Raw genomic sequence first — 19,125 nt, forward strand, 5'->3', positions numbered from 1 at the left:
TGGACTCGGATAGGCCGTGATGGCAGCGCGAAATCGAGAGACTACCGTGCACCCTCGATCGCGTGTGGTGGCCGGGACTGCTGAAACAGCTTCAACGCAGCGACGGTCATCGCGACGTTGTGAACTCGCAGGATGTGCATTCCCGCAGCGGCCATGGCCAGTGAAACTCCCACGGTTCCGGCGTCGCGAAGCGTCAGATCGTCGCCGGTTAGTTTCCCGATAAACCCTTTCCGCGAGTGCCCGATCAAAATTGGCACGCCCAATTTCAAGAACTCTGCCGCCCCTTGCAGCAGGGCGATATTGTGTTGGTGCGTTTTTCCAAATCCGATGCCCGGATCAAGACAGATCCGTTGGGAATCGATTCCATGAGCCAGGCACTGCTGTTTGCGGGCTTCTAGGTATTGGTAGATCTCGCGAACGACGTCGTCGTAGTGAGGATTGTCCTGCATCGTTTGCGGACTTCCTTGCATGTGCATCGCGCAGATCGCCACCTTGTTGCGAGCGGCAACGTCGAACATCTGCGGATCTCCCTGGAGCCCTGTGACGTCGTTGATGATCTCAGCTCCCGCATCGATGGCGGCTTGGGCAACCACTGCCTTGGAAGTGTCGATCGAGATTGGGCATGCCAGTCGGCCACGCAGTCGTTGGATCACTGGCACCACGCGTTGAAGTTCCTCATCGGCATCGACGGCGGGAGCATAGGGACGCGTGCTTTCGCCGCCGATATCGATGATCCCCGCGCCAGCGTCTTCCATTGCCAAAGCCGCGTCGACCGCCGCGGTGCAATCGGCTAGCCGTCCGCCGTCCGAGAAACTGTCGGGCGTAACGTTCAGAATGCCCATCACGACAGGGCCATGGTCCAGTGCTATGGAACGTTCGGGCAGTTTCCAGATCGGCGACATGATCGGTTCCGATAAAAAGAAAGCTCCGCGATATAAATCGCGGAGCATTATTGGGCAGGACAGGAAAGCTACGTTGGAAACGATTACTCGTCGGTTGCCTTTTTGACAGCGTCGGCAGCTTCGTTGACCTTCTTCTTGGCTGCAGCAGCTGCATCGCTGGTTGCTTCTTTGACAGCTTCAACCGCTTCGCCGGTCTTTTCCTTAACGGTTTCTACCGCATCGTCAGCGGTTGCTTTGGCGGCTTCCATCGTATCCGATGCAGCGTCGCCCGCTTTGTCCGCGCCTTCTTCAGCGTGAGAGGTCATTTCACCAACCGCTTCTTCGGTCGCGGTCGATGCATCGTCCTTCATCTTGGTCGCTTCTTCACAGCCTACAACCAAAAACATCACCATCAGCGACGCACACAACAAACTTACACGTAACATCGTCTTCACCTTCTTTGCACTACGAAATTTTGTAGAAATTTGAATCCCTCCACGCCTTAAGACTCTCCGTAGTCCCCTAAGCAGATTTTCATTAACAATATGTTAACGCGAAAGGGGGCAATCCAACCGCGCTAAAAAAGATTCTTTCCGAAATCTCCTGGCAATCGCGATCTGATCAGCATTTTGCTTATAAAACCGATAACCGTTAAATGCCTAACGGTAGGTTGTGCCTGGATATTTTCAAAGACAGCTGGGCATTTGCCCGTTTCTTTTCCCCGTCGTTCCTGGATCGCCCAGTTTCACTTGACCGGGGGGGGCGGACCGGTTTACGCAGGCCGTTGATGAACCGATTCATTTCAATTTCTTCGGAACCCCGGGTGCATGTCCGAGCAAAAAAGACGCTTTACGATCCTCTGCTTCAGCTTGATGCCGATGCTTCTGGGGTGTCGCGTGGGAACTGGAGTCCATGTTTGGCAGCCGCCGCTGGCGGCTGACGGTGTGGGCAAACGCGTTGCGGTTTCGCCGTTGGTCGGGGCGCCGGCACTGGCTGGGGAATTAACGCAAGCGATCGCCAACGAACAACCTCAATTGCCGCAACAGACTCAGTTGGTCTCGCAATATGAAATGTCGCAGGCGGACACGATCCAATTGGTTTCGTTCGAAGATCGCGCGCCAAGCGATCTTGCTTTGTTACCGGTCGCGCGTCGGGCGGGAGTTGATTTTGTCCTGGTCGGCGAAGTTTTAAACGATCCTTTTACAGGTCAAGAGAAGGCGTTGGCTCCCGACGATCCCGCGTTCCAGTTCAAGTTGGGACAGATTTTGGAGAACCGCAACGACGATCCGATTTTGGCGTTCTCTTGGCGGTTGATCGATGTCGCGTCGGGCGAAACGTTGTGGGCCAATCCGCTGTCGGTGTCAAAATCCTTTATCGATCGTTCCTATCCTGATTTGGCTGATCGGGAAAAACCGCTGCGTCAGCAATTGCAGGCGGCGGCCGGACGCGAAACATGGAAGCTCTTGATGCCGTTTGTCGACCAATTCCAAGTCGAACTGGCCGTCCCGTGGGGCTCGCTGGGAGCCAAACGGACGCGGCAGGGTAACCAGCACGCATTGAATGGAGATTGGATGCAAGCCGAAGCCTGTTGGCGTGAGGCGTTGGAAGCGCACCCGCGACAGCTGGCGGCGATGCACAATCTGGCGATCGCCGCGGTCGCGCGGCAAGACTTTGTCCAGGCGAAACGCTTGGCGACCGAAACGCTCTCAAGACGCGATTCCCGATTGTTTCAGAAGACGTTGGTTTGGATCGAGGCCCGCCAGCGGGAGTATCACGACGCTTTCAACCTTCCCGACCCCGAGGAGGGCTGGAACTACCAAAGTCCGATTCCCTCCTCGGCCACCATCGCGCCCCGTAACGCCACAGATTCGTCCGCCATGGTGTCTGGTTGAACTTTGCGACCGCGGTATAAAGGAGACGTTTTCCGGGTGTGATTTCCTTTCGCACGCAATATCCAAAGCGACGTCGCAGTGGCAGTATCGATGGGACCATTGCAGTTTCATCCGCAACGCGTCGCGATCACCATCGCCATCCAACCATCTTCATGACACACCCTGTTTCCTCCGTTCGCTGGCCCGCCGAATGGGAACCCCAGTCGGCTCTCTGGCTCTCCTGGCCGCATAACCGCGAGACCTGGCCGGGGCTCTATGAACCGGTTCCGAAAGCTTTTGCCAATTTGGCCCGCCAGATCGCACTGGGCACTCCGGTACGCGTCTTGGCTGGAGCATCGGTTGCTGCGGAAGCTCAGCAGGCACTGAAGGGGATTGCCGATCTGGAAATCGTCGACGTGGAGACCAACGATTGTTGGATCCGCGACTACGGACCGACGTTTGTGCAGGCCGCCGATGGTTCGCTCGCTGGTGTCGATTGGCGCTACAACTCTTGGGGTGGAAAGTATCCACCCTGGGATTGCGATGCGGTTGCCGCTGAAAAGATTCTCGGTCAGATCGGCGTCTCGCGGATTCCTTCGACGCTTTGTCTGGAAGGAGGAGCGATCGAAACCGACGGCACCGGGCGGCTGTTGCTGACTCCCGATTGCGTCCTGACCGACACCCGGAATCCAGGCTGGGAGAAACCGCAGGTCGAAGCGGAGCTTTCCGAAAAGCTGGGGGTTCGCGAATTTATCTGGCTTACCGGCGGCGGGCTGATCGGTGACGATACCGATGGCCATATCGACCAGCTGGCGCGGTTTGTCGATCCCGAGAACTTGGTGATTGCCGTTTGCGAACCGAGCGATCCCAACTATCCGGCGTTGGAAGAAAATTACAATCAATTGCGACGTTGGGCCGATCAGGCGGGCGGCAATGTCAACGTGCATCGGCTGCCAATTCCCTCGCCGCGCGATGTTGATGGCCAGCGGGTGCCGGAATGTTATTGCAATTTCTTGATCAGTGGACCTCAAGTTCTTGTGCCGACCTTTGCCGATTCAAAGAATGACGATCAAGCGGTCGCAATCCTCCGCAACCTGTTTCCCAAACATGATGTCGTGCCGTTGGATGCCTCGGCGCTCAGTTGGGGCCTTGGTGCGTTTCACTGTATGAGCCAACAGCAGCCACGTCCGCGGCCTTTAGACTGATCGTCGCGGATAGAATCCGCTGCGATGCCGCGGCGGTTGTGTCGGATTGCCTGATCGATCGAGAAGAACCGGATGCTAGCTAAATACTCGATTGGAGACATTGCTTTCTATAGGATGGCGTCGTCTACGGAAGATCGGTGAACTAAGATATCGATGTAACAATCGTCCGAATCTCCTTGTTCGGAGACGTTCGCCGCGGGTCGTTGGTCGTTGCATCGTGGTGCCCTGCCCTTGTTATTTCTCGTTTCCCCACAAGTGAAACCTTGAATATTTCATCTCGATCGGGATCGCAGAGCCGTCGTCGTCGCCAGCCTTTGCGCGCGCGGCGTTTATGGGCGGAAAGGCTGGAATGTCGTCGCCTGTTGGCGGTGGCCGAAGCGACGCCATTTGATTTCAGTACTTCGATCGACGCCTCGGCGTTTGTCGGTTCGGTCAGCGGATCGGTTCAGTGGGGCGATGGCAGCACGTCGCCAGCGACCGTTTCGTCGGTCAACACTAACGGGCCGCTAACCGCAGTGATCCGGTATGACTACGACACGCGAGGTTTCTTCACGACCGAGCGGCGGGCGCTGCTGCAAAGCGCTGTTGATTTGATGGTCGAACGCTTGACCGATTCGCTCGGCGCGATCACTCCCGGTGCAAGCAACACCTGGACCGCGACGTTTGCCAATCCAGCGGATCGCACCAAGCAGGTTTCGGTCACCAACATGAGTGTCAAAGCGAATGAGTTGATCATCTACGCCGGCGCTCAGCCGTTGCCCGGTTCGCAGTTGGGAGAAGGTTCGTTTGGCGGGTTCAGCGCGTCGGGCACGCAGAGTTTTCTCGACAGCGTTTCCACGCGCGGTCAGACCGGGGCCGCTGGAACCAATCCCACTGACTTTGGCCCCTGGGGCGGTTCGATCACCTTCGACAGCGATTTAACCGACTGGTATTTTGACGCCGACGTCGATGGGATTCAGCCAGGCGAAGTTGATTTTGTTTCGGTCGCGATGCACGAGATCGCGCACTTGTTAGGGTTTGGAACGTCGCAAAGCTGGAACCAGTTGGTTTCGGGCAATGGCTTTACGGGCGCCAAGTCGCGGGCGGCCTACGATGGCAGCGGCAATGTGCCGGTCAGTGGAGGCCACTGGAGTGCGACGATTACCGATGACGGTCAGCCGACGCTGTTGGATCCAAGTCTTGCCCGTGGAATGCGTACTTATCCGACCGCGCTCGATTGGGCTGGTTTGGATGACCTCGGCTGGACTTTGGCAAACCGGCAGGTAACCGTCAGTGGCAGCCACGTGTACGCTGACAACGCCACGTACGATGTGAACGTGGTGCTCAACGGCAGCCGATTGGGTGAGCAATCCAAATCGCTGTCCGCTGCCGTGACCAACGTGAATCCGACGTTGGAGGTCAGCGGCAATCTAGCCGCGACGGTGGGCCAGTCGATCTCGATCACCAACATTGGGCAGATCAGCGATCCCGGTTTCCGAAACACCGCCAACGACAGCGATGAAACGTTTACCTACAGCATCGACTGGGGCGACGGTTCCACGCTGGATCTTGGCGATGCGACGATCGACCAAGTGGGGAATGCGTCCCGCGCTACACTGGCCTCGTTCAACGCAAATCATATCTATACGTCGGTCGGCACGAAAACGGTGCGTATTACCGTCACCGACGACGATGGCGGTAGTGCGGTACAGACATTTCAAATTGCCGTAGGGCAGCCGCCTGCCCTGTTGTTGACAGTGAATCGAAGTTCGATCAACGAGAATGCAGGGGCCGGTGCGGCGGAGTTGACCATTTCGCGCGGCACGGCGTCGACCGCCGCTTCGCAGACGGTTTCGCTGTCCAGTTCGGATCGGTCGGAAGCCGTCGTGCCGACCTCGGTTACGATTCCTGCGGGGCAGTCAAGCGTGGTCGTTCCGGTCACGGCGATCGACGACAACTTGCTCGATGGTGATCAGGACGTTCGGTTCGTCGCCTCGGCCAGCGGATTCGACGATAGCGAGGTCGGTTTGGTGGTCAATGACGTTGAATCGATCATCGCTTCACTCAATGTGTCGGAGATTTCCGAAGATGAACTTGCCGGCGGGCTGGCGTTGACCGTCCGACGTTCGAATACCGATACGCAAAGTGCAATCGTCGTGCAGGTCTCTGGCGACCCAAGTGGGACATTGGGCATTGGTTCGACCGTCACGATCCCCGCGGGGCAGCAACAGGTGGTGGTCCCGCTGACTGGCGAGGATGATACGCTTCAGCAGGGACCGCGCACGCTCAAGCTGAACTTCACTACGGATCTCTATCTGGCCGCGACGACGGAGCTTTTGGTCCGCGATGATGAACCGGCATTTTATCAAAACCCCGATAACCGCTGGGATGTCAACGGCGACACGTTTGTCACCCCGATCGACGCGTTGCGGATTCTCAATAGTTTGAATCTTAATGGCGGGCCTCGCCGGCTCGATCCGGCGACCGAGCCACTGGGGGAGAGTTATTTTGACACCAACGGCGACTATTTCTTAACACCGTTGGACGCCTTGATCGTGATCAATGCGATTGGGCGACAGTCGGCCTCGCAGGCGGCACCGGCCGCGGAAGCAAGTGACGATGCGCTGTGGGCCGTGGATGTCGATTGGCTGCTGGAACTGGAAAAACGCGTTCGCTAAAGCCCACTTGTCGCACCGTTCCTAAATCGGCAATCCAGGGTTAGCATATACCGGCCGGGACTGTCCTGGGGCTTTCCTCCCTATCCAATTGCCAGACGCTATGAACGACGATCCAACGGAGTCTGAATCGAAGACGCGCGAGCGACCTGAAGAGGCGAGTTTGCGGCGGCGGTACGAGGAGCTAGCCGAATTGGCCGGTTCGTTGGCCCACGAGATCAAGAATCCGTTGAGCGTGATCCATATGAATTCGGAACTGCTCAGCGAAGAGATCGCGGAGTCCGATTCGCCGATCCGCCGTCGAGCGCTCGACAAGGTTGAGATCATCCGCCAGCAGTGCCAGCGGATGGAGAACCTGTTGCGAGATTTCCTCCGCTTCGCCCGCTTGCAGTCGGTCGAACTGACCCCCGGCAGTCTGAACGACCAGATCGATCGGGTGCTTCGCGCCTACCAGGCCCAAGCCGATCAATCGGGCGTCGAGATCCTCCGCTACCTGGACAACGACGCTCCCAGCGTGATGATCAACAGCGACGCGTTGCAAGCGGCGCTGATGAACCTAGTGAAAAACGCGCTCGAAGCGATGGAGGATGGCGGCCAGTTATTGGCTCGCACCTACACGACCAAAAAGACGGTGGCGATCGATCTGATCGACACCGGTTGCGGGATGGATGACAACACGATCCTGCACATGTTTGAACCGTTCTACAGTTCCAAAAATGGCGGCTCGGGGCTTGGCCTGCCGACCGCCAAGAAGATCATCGAAGCCCACGGCGGGCGGATCTCGTTGCAGAGTGAAGTCGGCCGCGGGACGAAGTTCACGATCGAGTTTCCGATGCCGCCGCGGCTGCTGCAATAACAACCTCGCGGGCGGTTCGTCTTTAGCCGGCGTTTAGTCTTTAAACGCCTGCACGCGGCGATTGAACAGAGCCCTCTGGAACGGGACGACCGCCGTGGCTGCGTCTACTCTTTAAACGCTCGCACGCGGTGGTTGATCGTGTCGCCGATATAGACGACTCCCGCCGCGTCGACGCAGATTCCATGAGGCCGGTCCAGTTGAGCTTCGGTCGCTGCCGCGCCGTCCCCTGCTCCGCCGCGGTGCTTTGGTCCTTTACCCGCGATCGTGGTGATCACGTTCTTCTTCAGATCGATCTTGCGAATCGTTTGGTTTTCGGTGTCGACCACGACGACGTTCCCATCGGGATCGACAGCGACGCCCTTGGGCCCGTTGAAGGTCGCTTTTAACGGATCGCCGCCATCGCCGCTGAAGCCCGATTTTCCGGTCCCCGCGACGTGCGAGAGCTTTTGCGTCGGCAGGTCCAACCGCCACACGCTGTGCCCTTCACGCAGCGCGATCCACAACGTATCGCCGTCGATAAACAGAGCTCGCGGCCCAACCATCGAACTGTTTGCGTCCGCCTTGCCCGCCTTGGGCAACTGCTTTTTTCCGTTTCCGATAAACGTGTCGACGGTGCCCGATTGCAGATCGATACGGCGAATCCGGTGGTTGCCGATATCGGCCACGTACAAGCCGCCACGGTGGTCCAGTGCGATGCTGTGCGGACGCGAGAACATCGCCTCGGTCGCCGGGCCGCCATCGCCTGAAAAACCTTGCTTCCCCGTTCCCGCGATCGTTTCGATCTTGCCCGTCTTGGCGTCGACGCGTCGGATCACGTGATTCATCATTTCGACGAAAAACATGTTGCCGTCGCGGTCGAAGCGAACTTCATACGGTTCGTTTAAGTTGGCGTCGGTCGCCAGTCCACCATCGCCGTTGTAGCCTTTGTCGCCGGTCCCGGCGACGGTGGTCAGTTGTCCCGTTTTGCGATCCAGTCGCAGTACGCGGTGGTTGCGAACCTCGGTGATGTAGAGTGCATCGTCGGGGCCAATTTCGACGCCGAAGGGATCGCCGACGTTGACCTGCGTGGCGACGCCAGAGTTTCCGTTGTTCGAAGGATCACCGGTTCCTGCGACGGTTTGAATGTCGCCACCGCGAGCGGTTGCGGAAGTCAAACAAACGGCGATTGCCAAACACGTGCACCAACGGAATCGATTCATGGAGAGACCTTCTGCAAATTCAAGGGTTCGTGGTTTTGGGAGTCGGCCGTCCCCATTGGGGGCACGGCGGCGTATCGCCTATCGTCGTCGCATCGCGCGGGCAAGTCCACGGTCGGTATCGCGTTTTTTCAAAGTCTCGCGTTTGTCGTGCAGCTTCTTGCCGCGGACCAGACCGATCACGCATTTGGCGATCCCGCGTTCGTTGAAATAGACGCGCAGCGGGACGATCGTGACGCCCCGTTCCTTCGCCTTGCCGCTCACTTTGTCCAATTCGCGGCTGTGAACCAGCAGCTTTCGCGGCCGCCGCGGGTCGTGGTTCCACAAGCCGGCGTTGGAGTAGTGCCCGATGTCGGCCCCTATCAACCAGAGTTCGCCTCCTTGGATCCGGCCATACGCTTCGTCGAGCGAGAGTTTTCCGTCGCGCATCGATTTCACTTCGCTACCGACCAGCACCATCCCGCACTCGAGCGTTTCAAAGATCTCGTACTGATGTTTCGCCTTCCGGTTCTCGGCGACGTTTTTAGGGGGCGGCGGCTTCTTGCCCGATTTCGCCTTCGATTTCTGCTGTTTTTTCTTCGCCACGTGCTCTACCTGTTGAATGTTGCAATGCGAATTCTACAACACAAACAGACCGCCGGCGAAGGGGAGGCCGTTTGTCGGCGGGCTTGGCGGCGATCAGACGCTTGCGTCGCGTGGCTGCCAAACCAAAATCTCTCCCTTGCCGCGAACCGATCCGTCGCCACAGTACCTCGCGTATCCGCCCTCTTCACTGCGATAGGGGATCTCGATCCCGAAGCCTTGCAGGTGTCGCGCGTACAGATTCAAGAACGTCGGATTGTAATCAGTCGAATAGCGATGGGTTGCCAGCGTCGCCACCGGTTGCAGCGACACGATTGTCCCTCGCCGCATCCAAGCTCCGCATCGCGCTGCGGCGCCACCTCGCAATACGATCGTCCCTCCTTTCATCTGCAGTCCGGCAAGCTCTCCCGCCTGGCCACCGACGACGATCAAACCGCGCCGCATCCGCAGACCGATCTCCGATCCAACGGTTCCGCCGACGAGGATCGTTCCGTTTTTCATCCCGGTCAGGCTGCCGACATAAGCGCCGCCGATGCGATCTCCCGCATTGCGGCTGATGTGAATTTCACCGCCAACCATCTCTGCACCGGCCCAGTCACCAGCGTCTCCGTCGACGTTGATCTTGCCGCCCGACATCGACGCTCCCAAGTGCATGCCAACGTCGCCGCGGATCGCGATCGTGCCGTGAGTCATCCCGCTGCCGATCTGTTGGACCTTGCGGAGGTCCCCTTCGATCTGCAATTCGTCCGCTCCTTCGCCTTGCACTTCGAAGAACTCATCGACGCGGCAACGTCGGCGTCCGTGGAGGATCTCAATCGCGCCAATCGCATCGTGCGACAGACCGCTCAGCCCGTCGGGCGACAGACGTTCGGCTTGCAGCGGCACCTTCGGCTGGCGTTTCAGTATTAAACGGATCATGGATTTGCGTTGCAGTCGTGAACTTCGGGCTGTTCGATTCCGCTGAGGTCGACGGGATAGTTTTCGAACGCCAGCGAATAACAATCCTCAAACCGCGGTCGCAAGAAGGCGTCGGTGTCGGGATTGTATTGCGGTTTGGCGATGAACTGTTGTCCTTCAGGCGTCTCGCGGATATCGCCATCGTCGATCACGATCTCTCCGGCTTTGATCACGTACCGCGGGTGGCCAAACATCCGGGCGATATCTTTGTCGGCGCGATAGATCACCAGGTCGGCATCTTTGCCGATTCCGAGGTTCCCCTTCTGGGAGAGCCCCAAGGCGCGGGCCGGTCCGGCGGATGTGATCGTTGCGATTTCGTAAAGCGTGTACTCACGCGTCAGCTCGGGCAGCGTGATTCGACTCTTGATCTGCGGCGGCAGGATCTTCATGCAGTCGTTGCGGAAGTCGGCCGACATCAATAACTGAATGATCTCCGGATACCGCCAAAAGCAGGCTCCGTTGGGATGATCGGTCGTCAGGAAAACTCGCCACGGATCGTTGATCAACAGCAACAGTTCCAATCCGACTGCCCACTGCACGGCGTTCACCAAATTCGACGGCTTGTAGGTGTAGGGGACGATCCCGCAGCCGGTTTCGTTTTCGACATCCAGATTGCCCCACTTCCGCCCCGTCAATTGGTACAGCATGTGTTGCCAAGGCCCGTCGGCGGTGATCGTGACCGCGTCGCCAAACAGCACCGCCCCGGCGTCGGTAGTCATGTGAGGATGAGCGTTGAAGTAGTCGGCCATCTGCGCCGATTCGCTGCGGATCGTATCCCAGTCGTCGCCGCCGTAAGCGTGATACTGAAGGTGGGCGATGTGAGCGCGATGCCCTTCCAGATGCTTCATCGTTTCGATCGTCGTCGAAATGTTCCCCGGTGCGCCCAGGTTGTTGCAGTGCAGGTGCATCGGATGGGGCAGCTGGAGATCGTCGACGATCCGAGCCAGGTTTTTAACGATGTCGCCCGGCGTCAGCTTGTGATAACCGGCGATTGGGCTGGTCAATTGCTTCGCATCCTCGCCCCACTTCCACGCCGCCACGCCGCCGGGGCTGACCGCTTTGACGCCGTACGCTTTGGCAGCCCAGACATACCAAGCGACGACATCTTTCGCCTTTTCGTATTCTCCCGCCTGGATCAGATCCATCATGATCTCGTTGTTGGCCATCAACACCAGGCAGCTCTTGTCGACGATCGGGATCTCGCCAAGCTCTTCGTGCGTGTGGCGTGCCGACAGCACCGGCACCGCCGCTTCGTTGACCGTCGTCCAGCCCATCCCGGCGTACAGATAACCTGTCGCAAACGTGCTGGGCGTCATCCCGCCAATGCCCGACCGCCGCGATTGGTTGCGGATGAAGGTCTGCGTGCGGCGATGGTCCTCGGGGGTCATCGCTCGAGCGAAATTCATCGCGCCGCCGGCGACATGCGTATGCACGTCGACGCCGCCGGGAAAGATGATCAAGCCGGTCGCATCGATCTCGCGTGCTCCGACGGCCGACTCTGCGATCCGCCCGTCGACGATGCAGATGTCGCGGACTTTGCCGTTGATCTGGTTGGCCGGATCATAAACGGTCCCCCCCGTGATGCGAAGCATGATGCGGTTGCCTGAAGTGGTCGAGTGTCGAGTGATTTTTTTGGGCGACGCGATCGCAGGTGATCGCGTCCCCGAGTATACCGCTGTCGCGGCAGGTTGTCGTCGCGATGGCTGACGATCAATCGATCGTTGGCAACCGATGCAAATGAAAGTGATGTGGTCCCAGTTTGCCGCCGTAATTGCCAGCTGAAATTCGCAGGACTCCCGGCAGCGAAGCCGCTCGCAGCCCGACCGCCATCGCCGTGGCAACCGCTTGCTCGGAGAGGCCATCGATCACGATCTCGTAGACCGCCCGCTCACCCGCTTCGAGATCGCTGTCGCACTGTCCGATCAACGTCGGGCACCACGTGTGGCTAGTGCTCGCCGGCAGTTTGTCGTATTTTGATCCGACCTTCGATCCGCTGCGGACGATCCCCGCCGGGAACGGCAGGATCACATCGTCGAGCGATTGGATCGCCGCGACGGCGGCTCGCACGGCGGCAAGCGTCTCGATCTGCGAGCGGCCACAGACCAGCAGATTGCCCCCGCCGATCCCCTTCACCGTTCCGGTGACGTCTTCGCAGACGAACTCGCCGTCCATTACAGGGATCCGCCAAAACCGACGGTCGGCCAACTTCTTGGAGAACTGGTAGCCATCGCCGAAGAATCGCAGCTGGGCTCCCATCTTGATCCGATCCTCTTTCGACTCGCTAGTCATCCCCGCATAACAGGCGGTCGTCGGGCAGGTGAGGACATTCTGGCCGATCCGCGACGCGACTGCTTTCTCTAACGACTTGCGATTGAACGCAAACGCCAGCACGCTCACGCCGGGTCGCCCGTCGGGAGTTTGATCGGCGGCCAGCACGCGTTCGATCCCCGCTTCGGCATCGCATCCGATCACGCTCGACGCGTTACCGCAGAATTCCTGAGCCGCGATTTTCGCAAGTTCCGCATCGATCGCCGTGATGATCAACCGGGTCGCCTTCATCGGAAAGGCTTCGGCAAACGTATCGTCGATTTTGGGAAGGGCGTTCATGGGGGAAGCTGCTCGTGAAATCGGGGATTGCCGTCGCGTCAACACAGCGTAACGAGCCGGCTTGCCATCGACCAGACACGCACCGCATCGGCTTTTCCGACCGCAGGCGGTAGCGTACGATGGTCGGGGCAGCACCGTCGCTGCTCCATCCCGCCGCGATCCTCTTCGAAAGGTCCTTTGTACCGATGCGCTACTGCCGTTTTGAAATCGACAATGTTGTCCAGTTGGGTCTTATTGCTGGCGACCGGATCACGCCGTTGGCGGGAATCGATGCCACGCTCCCAAGCACGATGCAGGAACTGATGGCGACCGAGGGCCTCGATGCGCGGCTGGCCAAAGCGGACGCCGCGGAGAGCATCGCCGTCGATTCGGTGAAGATTCTCGCACCCGTTGCGGCTCCCGAAAAAGTGATCTGCATCGGACTGAACTACCGCGACCACGCTATCGAAACGAACAGCCCGATCCCCGAATCCCCCGTCGTCTTCTGCAAATTCCCCTCCAGCGTGGTTGGCCCGGGCGATCCGATCATCTTGCCAACGGTCAGCGACAGCGTCGACTACGAAGCGGAATTGGTGATCGTGATCGGCAAGACAGCTCACAATGTTTCGGTCGACGAAGCGATGGACTGTGTCTTCGGATACACCTGTGGCCACGACGTCTCGGCTCGCGATTGGCAAAAGGGAACTCCCGGCGGCCAGTGGCTGTTGGGCAAAACCTTCGACACCTTTGCACCGATCGGTCCGGTGATCGTCGACAAATCGGAGCTCTCCGATCCGGGCAACCTGTCGGTCAAGATGCACGTTTCGGGCGAGACGCTGCAAGATGGCACGACCCGCGAGCTGATCTTCAGCATCCCCGAACTGATCGCTCACCTGACGCAGATCGCCACGCTGCGTCCGGGCGATCTGATCTTCACCGGCACGCCTCCGGGAGTTGGTGCGGCGCGGACGCCGAAGCGATTCCTGAAACCAGGCGACAGCTGCACCGTCGAAATCGAAGGGATCGGCAGCTTGACCAACCCTTGTGTAGCGGCTGATAGCGACGAAGCGAAGTCGTTTCGCGCTCAGCGGTTTGCGTAACTGCGATGGCCAGTCACGTCGAAGATTCGGCTAGCCTGAAGGATCGGACGGTTGTCGTCACGGGCGGTTCCAGCGGTATCGGCCGGGCGACCTGCCTGCACGTGGCAGCTCGCGGCGCGGCGGTGGTCGTTCATTACCGGCAGAACGAAGCGGGAGCCGAAGAGACGGCGGAGGCGATTCGGGCGATCGGTGGCGAGGCGTCGATCGTGCAGGCGGATTTGCAATCCGCCGCCGACCGAGAGTCGTTGGTCGACATCTGTTGGCAACGGCATGACCGCATCGACAGCTGGGTTCACAACGCGGGGGCCGATGTGTTGACGGGCGATGCCGCCAAACTGAGCTTTCAAGAAAAGCTCGATCTGTTATGGGCTGTCGATGTCCGCGGCACGACCGATCTCGCCCGTCGTGTCGGGGATCGGATGCGTGAACAACCTTCCGCGGGGCTCCCTGCTTCGATGGTCTTCATCGGCTGGGACCAAGCTCCGCACGGGATGGAAGGGGATGCCGGGATGATGTTTGCCCCGGTTAAAGCTGCGGTGATGGCGTTGTCCAAGAGCATGGCTCAAACACTTGCTCCCGATGTTCGCGTCAATTGTGTAGCGCCTGGATGGATCCGGACCGCCTGGGGCGAAGTCGCCGACGAGGGGTGGAACCGGCGAGCGATCGACAGTTCGCTGCTGCAACGTTGGGGGAGCCCCGATGACGTGGCTGCCGCGATCGCATTCTTATGCAGCCCCGCCGCTGCATTCATCAACGCCCAGACACTCGAAGTCAACGGCGGCTGGAATCGCAAGCCGTAGGTTGTGCGGGATTTCGCCAGCGGTACGCCGTTCTTGCCCGATCGGGGGCCATGGTTTTTTGCCGGTCTGATGCTTTAACATGAAGGTGTGCCGTGACCGATTTTTGAGATCGAGTTGTTGGGGACACCGTCATGCCGCTTGGTATCAGTCCGCTCGTCGATTTTGCGTTCAAGAAGATCTTTGGCAGTCCCGAGAATGTGCAGGCATTGATCGGCTTGCTCAACGCGGTGCTTTGTTTGGAACATCCGATCGTGTCGGTGGAGATTCTCAATCCTTTCAATTACCAGGAATTCAAGGAGGCGAAGCAGATCATCCTGGACGTTCGCGCACGCGATACTACGGGGAGGATGTTGAATGTCGAGCTGCAGGTTGCGGCGTTTCCCGGATTGTTGCAACGATTGACGTATTACGCTTGTTCGATGTATGTCGAGCAACTTGAGCGGGGGGACGACTACCATCGCCTCTGTTCGGCAATTTCCATTTGTTTTGTAAATCAGAACCTGCATAGAGGTTCGGCGCAGGCTCACCATTGGTATCAAATGGTCGATCGCGAGAGCGGGCGAACGTTTGGCGATGGTATCGAAGTACACACCGTCGAATTGCCGAAGTATAATTTTAGGGAAGAGACGATCGCAGAGGCGAGTCCGCTCGAACAATGGGCCTTCTTTCTTTTGAATGCACATCGTTACGATGCAGACCGTTTGCGGGAGTTGTTACCTGCGGTGGAGTTTCAAACAGCGATTATCGTCGTAGAGCGGATCGCTGAGAAAACGGAGGATAGGGTGATGTACGATCAGCGTGAAAGAGCTATTCGAGACTACGAATGGTCGATCGCCAGTGCCCGCGATGAGGGACGCGAACAAGGATTCGTTGCAGGGCAGATCCAGCTGACTCAGGATCTGTTGGACGAGCCTCCGCAATCGCTTTCCGATTTGCAGCAACTCTCGATCGAGGAACTCAATCAGCTGTTGGCGGAGCTGCGGACGCGCCTGCACGATCGACTGGCTTAGCCGATCGCTGCGTTCGTCGGTTGTATTAGATCGACAGTTCGGCGTTGCTGTCGCCGAAGCTCTCCAGTTCGATGCCGTTGCGTCGCAGCATCGATAGGTACAGGTTGCACAACGGCACTTGCCCTTCGGCCGCGAGATGGCGTCCGGATTGGATTCCGGTGCTGCCGCCACCAGCCAACAAGATCGGCAAGTTGTCGGGATCGTGGCGGTTGCCGTCGGAGAAGCTCGAACCAAACATGATCATCGAGTGATCCAACAGCGTCCCCTCCCCTTCCTGGATCGCGTCCATCTTCTGGATCATCTTCGTAAATTGTTCGACATGCCAACGGTTGATCCGCTGGTATTGGTCGATCTTCTTTTCGTTGTTCTCGTGGTGCGACAGCTCGTGGTGGCCACCTTTGACGCCGTCGAGGAACGAGAAGTTGCGTCCCGAGACGTCGTTGGCGAACATCATGCTACAGACGCGAGTCGAATCGGTTTGGAAGGCCAAGACCATCAGGTCGAGCATCACGTCGATGTGTTCGCGGAATTCGGCGGGAGAACCGGGCCGGCGGGCTGCGATCTGTGCGGCGTCGAGTGTCGGTTGCCATTGCCGCGGATCTTCGCGCATCGCATATTCGATCCGCCGTTCGACCGACCGCACCGAATCGAGATACTCGTCCATCTTGAATTGATCGTCGCGGCCGAGTGTCTTGCGAACACGGCGGGCGTCCTCCAAAACGTAGTCCAATAGATTGCTGTCGGCCAACGCACCCTTAGCCTGCTTCTGACCGAACAGACGCTCATAGACGACGCGTGGATTGATCTCTTTAGCGACCGGTCGCGACGGCGATTGCCACGAGATGTGCGAACCGTACAGCCGCGTGTAGCCGACGTTGCTGTCGATGCCGCTGATCACCGGTTCGGTCCCCAGTTCCAGCGACGGAATGGGAGTCAGCCCGCTGTTGTGTTGAGCGATCAATTGGTCGACCGAAACACCGCCGCTGCTGATGTTTTTGCCGGTCGTCTTCGCCACGGGCATGCCGGTCAGAAAGTTCGCTGTTTTGGCGTAGTGCCCGTCGCCACCGTGGCTGTGCTTTTTATCCAGCCCGGTCAGCACCAACACCTTGTTGCGGATCGCTTCGATCGGTTCCAGCGAAGGCGTCAACTGGTAATCGCTGCCCGTCTTCTCCGGCACCCAAGCCTTTTCCCAGACACCGTTGGGGAAGTAGATGAATGCGTTTCGCAGCGGTGGCGTCGCCGTCTCGCTACCTCGCAGCCATTTGCTGGACGCCAGAAACGGCAACCCCAATGCAGCGCCGGTTCCTCGCAGGAACAGACGACGGTTGACACCGTGAGTTCTCTTGGACGAAGTCGTTGCGGAAAAAGCGTTGCGGTTCATCGTGAGGCTCCGGATTGGAGAGGTTGGTTGGAAGGCGGGAGGCGTGGTCGGCTGCGTCGCAAGCGACGTCGGCGATCTTATTCGGCAGCTTTAAAATAACGATGCTGGAACGGATAACTGACGACAATCGTTTCGATGATCGCCGCGGCGCGATGGTCCTGCTCTTTTAAAGCTTTCATGCAATCTTCGATCACACACTGATCGAACTTATTGAGCCCGCGACCCAAGGCAAAGCCGAGCAGTTTTTTGACAAAGTGTTTTTCGAAATCGTGCGACCGTTTTAAGACCACTTTCTTCAACTCGCTCGGCCCGGTAAACGATTCACCCGACGGCAATTTGCCCCCGGCATCGATCGTAAATCCGTTTTCGGATTCGCGCCAGCGGCCCAGAGCGTCGAAGTTTTCCAGCCCGAAGCCCAGCGGATCCATGCGGTTGTGGCACGATGCGCACTCGGGATTCTTGCGGTGGATCTCCAGTCGCTCGCGCAGCGATACCACTTTCTCCGTCTCCGCGGCTTCCAACGCCGGCACGCCCGGCGGCGGTGGCGGAACGCGCGATCCGAGGATGTCTTCCAGCAGCCAACGGCCCCGCAGCACCGGGCTGGTCCGCCGCGGATACGATGTCGCCATCAGCGTCGCCCCAAGCGTGAGCACTCCGCCGCGTTCCGTTTCTCCCGCGTCGATGGCTTGCCAATCGGCGTCGTCCGCCACGTTCAAGCCATAGTGTTTTGCGATCCGGTCGTTGGCGTAGACGTAGGGAGCGTCGATCAATTCCAGCAGCGATCGGTCCTCGCGGAAGACGTTCGCGATCGTCAGGATCGCTTCTTCGCGGAGATCTTCGGCCAGCTGGCGATTGTATTCTGGATAGACCTCCGCATCGGGGCGGATGTTGGTCAGTAGGTTGTTGATGTTGATCCACTGCAAGCCAAAGTTCTCGCCGAGATAGCGAGCCTTCGGATCGTCGAGCATCCGCCGGGTTTCGTCGATCACTTGTTCGGGCGTGTCGAGTTCACCCGCGTCGGCTCGGGCCAACAGTTGCTCGTCGGGAATCGAAGACCACAGGAACAGCGACAATCGCATCGCCAATTGATGCGGTGTAAGTCGCTGCACGCCTCCTTCAGCCGATTCCGATTCGACGACAAACATGAAGTTCGGCGACAGGAGAATTGCCTTCAGTGGTTCGGCGATCGCTTGCTTGTACTCTTTTCCACCCGCCTGCACGGCAGCGAACAATTGCATCAGTCGATCGATCTCGTCGTCGGCGATCGGTCGTCGCCAGGCACGCCGCGCAAATCGACCGAGTGTCGTGCGAGCGGCTTGTTCGGCGGAGAGTTCCGTTCCGTCGGCAGCCTTGCCCGGCAAGGTCAATTGCAGCGGAGCGTTTCCAGTCGACGCGGGATCAGCGATCGCGCGGCCGATCACGTCGGCGGCGACAGCCAGGTATTGTTCGATATGAATCGGGGAGGTGAACAGCGAATCGCCGTTGGTATCGAAACCCTCGCCGCCAGCGCCGTCCGATGGGATTTCAAACCGCGGATCGACGGCGACTCCCGTCGCGTCGCGGATCGCGTTCAAATATTCGGTCCGCGTCAACCGGCGACTCATCACCACGCCGCGATACCACGCTTGCGTCTCCTCGTTGGCGATCTGCGAACACAGATCCTCTTTCGGTTGCGAATCCAACCAACGATGGAACGCACTCTTCTGCTCGTCGTTCAGTTGCGGACTTCCCTCGGGCGGCATCTCCTTCAGCCGCACTCGTTTGCCGACCCGTTCCCAGATCCCCATCTGCTTGGCGACTTCTTCGCCACTGGGGAATTTGGCAAGATCGAACTCTCCATCGGCATCTTCGCCGCGGTGGCACTCGATGCAACGCGACTGGATGATCGGCAGGACCGATTCATTGAAGTCCTTCTTCCATTTCTCGAGCGCTTTGGCATCGACAGCGGAGGCGGATGCGTGCCCGAGAGTGAGAGCGACAGCGATAGCAAGCATTCCGCTGAATGCAAACAAGCGATCCATAGAGGGAGGGCCATGATTCCGAGGT

At 58.8% G+C, this 19,125-nt stretch carries 16 protein-coding genes; 7 read left to right on the top strand and 9 right to left on the bottom strand.

Features of this window, described 5'->3' with window-relative positions; translation table 11 throughout:
• Nucleotides 1-41 precede the first annotated feature (41 nt).
• On the bottom strand, nt 42-902 hold the full coding sequence (folP, locus tag Poly24_RS04670; protein ID WP_231753466.1) for a dihydropteroate synthase: 861 nt from the start codon (nt 900-902) through the stop codon (nt 42-44).
• 83 nt (nt 903-985) lie between these two features.
• Entirely contained in the window at nt 986-1,327 is a 342-nt protein-coding gene (locus Poly24_RS04675; RefSeq protein ID WP_145091174.1) for a hypothetical protein, read from the bottom strand.
• Nucleotides 1,328-1,708: 381 nt separating this feature from the next.
• On the opposite strand from Poly24_RS04675, the gene Poly24_RS04680 reads away from it, so the two are divergent.
• The 4 genes from Poly24_RS04680 (at nt 1,709) to Poly24_RS04695 (ending at nt 7,467) form a co-directional block, all read left to right on the top strand.
• The gene (locus tag Poly24_RS04680; RefSeq protein WP_145091177.1) at nt 1,709-2,773 is read left to right on the top strand and encodes a tetratricopeptide repeat protein; all 1,065 of its coding nucleotides are present in this window, start codon (nt 1,709-1,711) and stop codon (nt 2,771-2,773) included.
• A gap of 152 nt (nt 2,774-2,925) precedes the next feature.
• Nucleotides 2,926-3,957 carry an agmatine deiminase family protein gene (locus tag Poly24_RS04685; protein WP_145091180.1) on the top strand — a complete coding sequence of 344 codons (1,032 nt, stop codon included), beginning with the start codon at nt 2,926-2,928 and terminating at the stop codon, nt 3,955-3,957.
• Nucleotides 3,958-4,220: 263 nt separating this feature from the next.
• Nucleotides 4,221-6,614: a dockerin type I domain-containing protein gene (locus tag Poly24_RS04690; protein ID WP_145091183.1), complete on the top strand. Its 2,394-nt coding sequence runs from the start codon at nt 4,221-4,223 to the stop codon at nt 6,612-6,614.
• A 100-nt stretch (nt 6,615-6,714) separates the two neighbouring features.
• Nucleotides 6,715-7,467: a sensor histidine kinase gene (locus Poly24_RS04695; RefSeq protein WP_145091186.1), complete on the top strand. Its 753-nt coding sequence runs from the start codon at nt 6,715-6,717 to the stop codon at nt 7,465-7,467.
• Between the two features lie 104 nt (nt 7,468-7,571).
• Here Poly24_RS04695 and Poly24_RS04700 read toward each other — a convergent pair whose 3' ends face one another.
• The 5 genes from Poly24_RS04700 to fhcD all read right to left on the bottom strand — a co-directional run bounded on the left by Poly24_RS04700 (nt 7,572) and on the right by fhcD (nt 12,809).
• On the bottom strand, nt 7,572-8,666 hold the full coding sequence (locus tag Poly24_RS04700) for an NHL domain-containing protein (RefSeq protein WP_145091189.1): 1,095 nt from the start codon (nt 8,664-8,666) through the stop codon (nt 7,572-7,574).
• A 78-nt stretch (nt 8,667-8,744) separates the two neighbouring features.
• Nucleotides 8,745-9,248: an SsrA-binding protein SmpB gene (smpB, locus tag Poly24_RS04705; protein ID WP_231753467.1), complete on the bottom strand. Its 504-nt coding sequence runs from the start codon at nt 9,246-9,248 to the stop codon at nt 8,745-8,747.
• A 93-nt stretch (nt 9,249-9,341) separates the two neighbouring features.
• Nucleotides 9,342-10,163 (bottom strand): formylmethanofuran dehydrogenase subunit C, encoded by an 822-nt coding sequence (locus Poly24_RS04710; RefSeq protein ID WP_145091195.1) that lies wholly within the window; start codon nt 10,161-10,163, stop codon nt 9,342-9,344.
• The gene (locus Poly24_RS04715) at nt 10,160-11,794 is read right to left on the bottom strand and encodes a formylmethanofuran dehydrogenase subunit A (protein WP_145091198.1); all 1,635 of its coding nucleotides are present in this window, start codon (nt 11,792-11,794) and stop codon (nt 10,160-10,162) included. Before Poly24_RS04715 ends, Poly24_RS04710 begins: the two co-directional genes overlap by 4 nt.
• A 118-nt stretch (nt 11,795-11,912) precedes the next feature.
• Nucleotides 11,913-12,809: a formylmethanofuran--tetrahydromethanopterin N-formyltransferase gene (gene fhcD / locus Poly24_RS04720; RefSeq protein ID WP_145091201.1), complete on the bottom strand. Its 897-nt coding sequence runs from the start codon at nt 12,807-12,809 to the stop codon at nt 11,913-11,915.
• Between the two features lie 185 nt (nt 12,810-12,994).
• On the opposite strand from fhcD, the gene Poly24_RS04725 reads away from it, so the two are divergent.
• From Poly24_RS04725 to Poly24_RS04735, 3 genes are all read left to right on the top strand, one after another.
• Nucleotides 12,995-13,888, top strand: coding sequence for a fumarylacetoacetate hydrolase family protein (locus Poly24_RS04725; RefSeq protein ID WP_145091204.1), 894 nt, complete (start codon nt 12,995-12,997; stop codon nt 13,886-13,888).
• Between the two features lie 5 nt (nt 13,889-13,893).
• Complete coding sequence (locus tag Poly24_RS04730; RefSeq protein WP_145091207.1) at nt 13,894-14,688, top strand: SDR family NAD(P)-dependent oxidoreductase; 795 nt, start codon at nt 13,894-13,896, stop codon at nt 14,686-14,688.
• A gap of 131 nt (nt 14,689-14,819) precedes the next feature.
• Nucleotides 14,820-15,698 (top strand): Rpn family recombination-promoting nuclease/putative transposase, encoded by an 879-nt coding sequence (locus Poly24_RS04735; protein WP_145091210.1) that lies wholly within the window; start codon nt 14,820-14,822, stop codon nt 15,696-15,698.
• 25 nt (nt 15,699-15,723) lie between these two features.
• Here the strand turns inward: Poly24_RS04735 and Poly24_RS04740 are convergent, their stop codons facing one another.
• Nucleotides 15,724-17,079 (bottom strand): DUF1552 domain-containing protein, encoded by a 1,356-nt coding sequence (locus tag Poly24_RS04740; RefSeq protein WP_145091212.1) that lies wholly within the window; start codon nt 17,077-17,079, stop codon nt 15,724-15,726.
• Nucleotides 17,080-17,156: 77 nt separating this feature from the next.
• On the bottom strand, nt 17,157-19,100 hold the full coding sequence (locus Poly24_RS04745; protein WP_231753468.1) for a DUF1592 domain-containing protein: 1,944 nt from the start codon (nt 19,098-19,100) through the stop codon (nt 17,157-17,159).
• Nucleotides 19,101-19,125: the final 25 nt, after the last annotated feature.

Source organism: Rosistilla carotiformis (assembly GCF_007753095.1).
GTDB lineage: Bacteria > Planctomycetota > Planctomycetia > Pirellulales > Pirellulaceae > Rosistilla > Rosistilla carotiformis.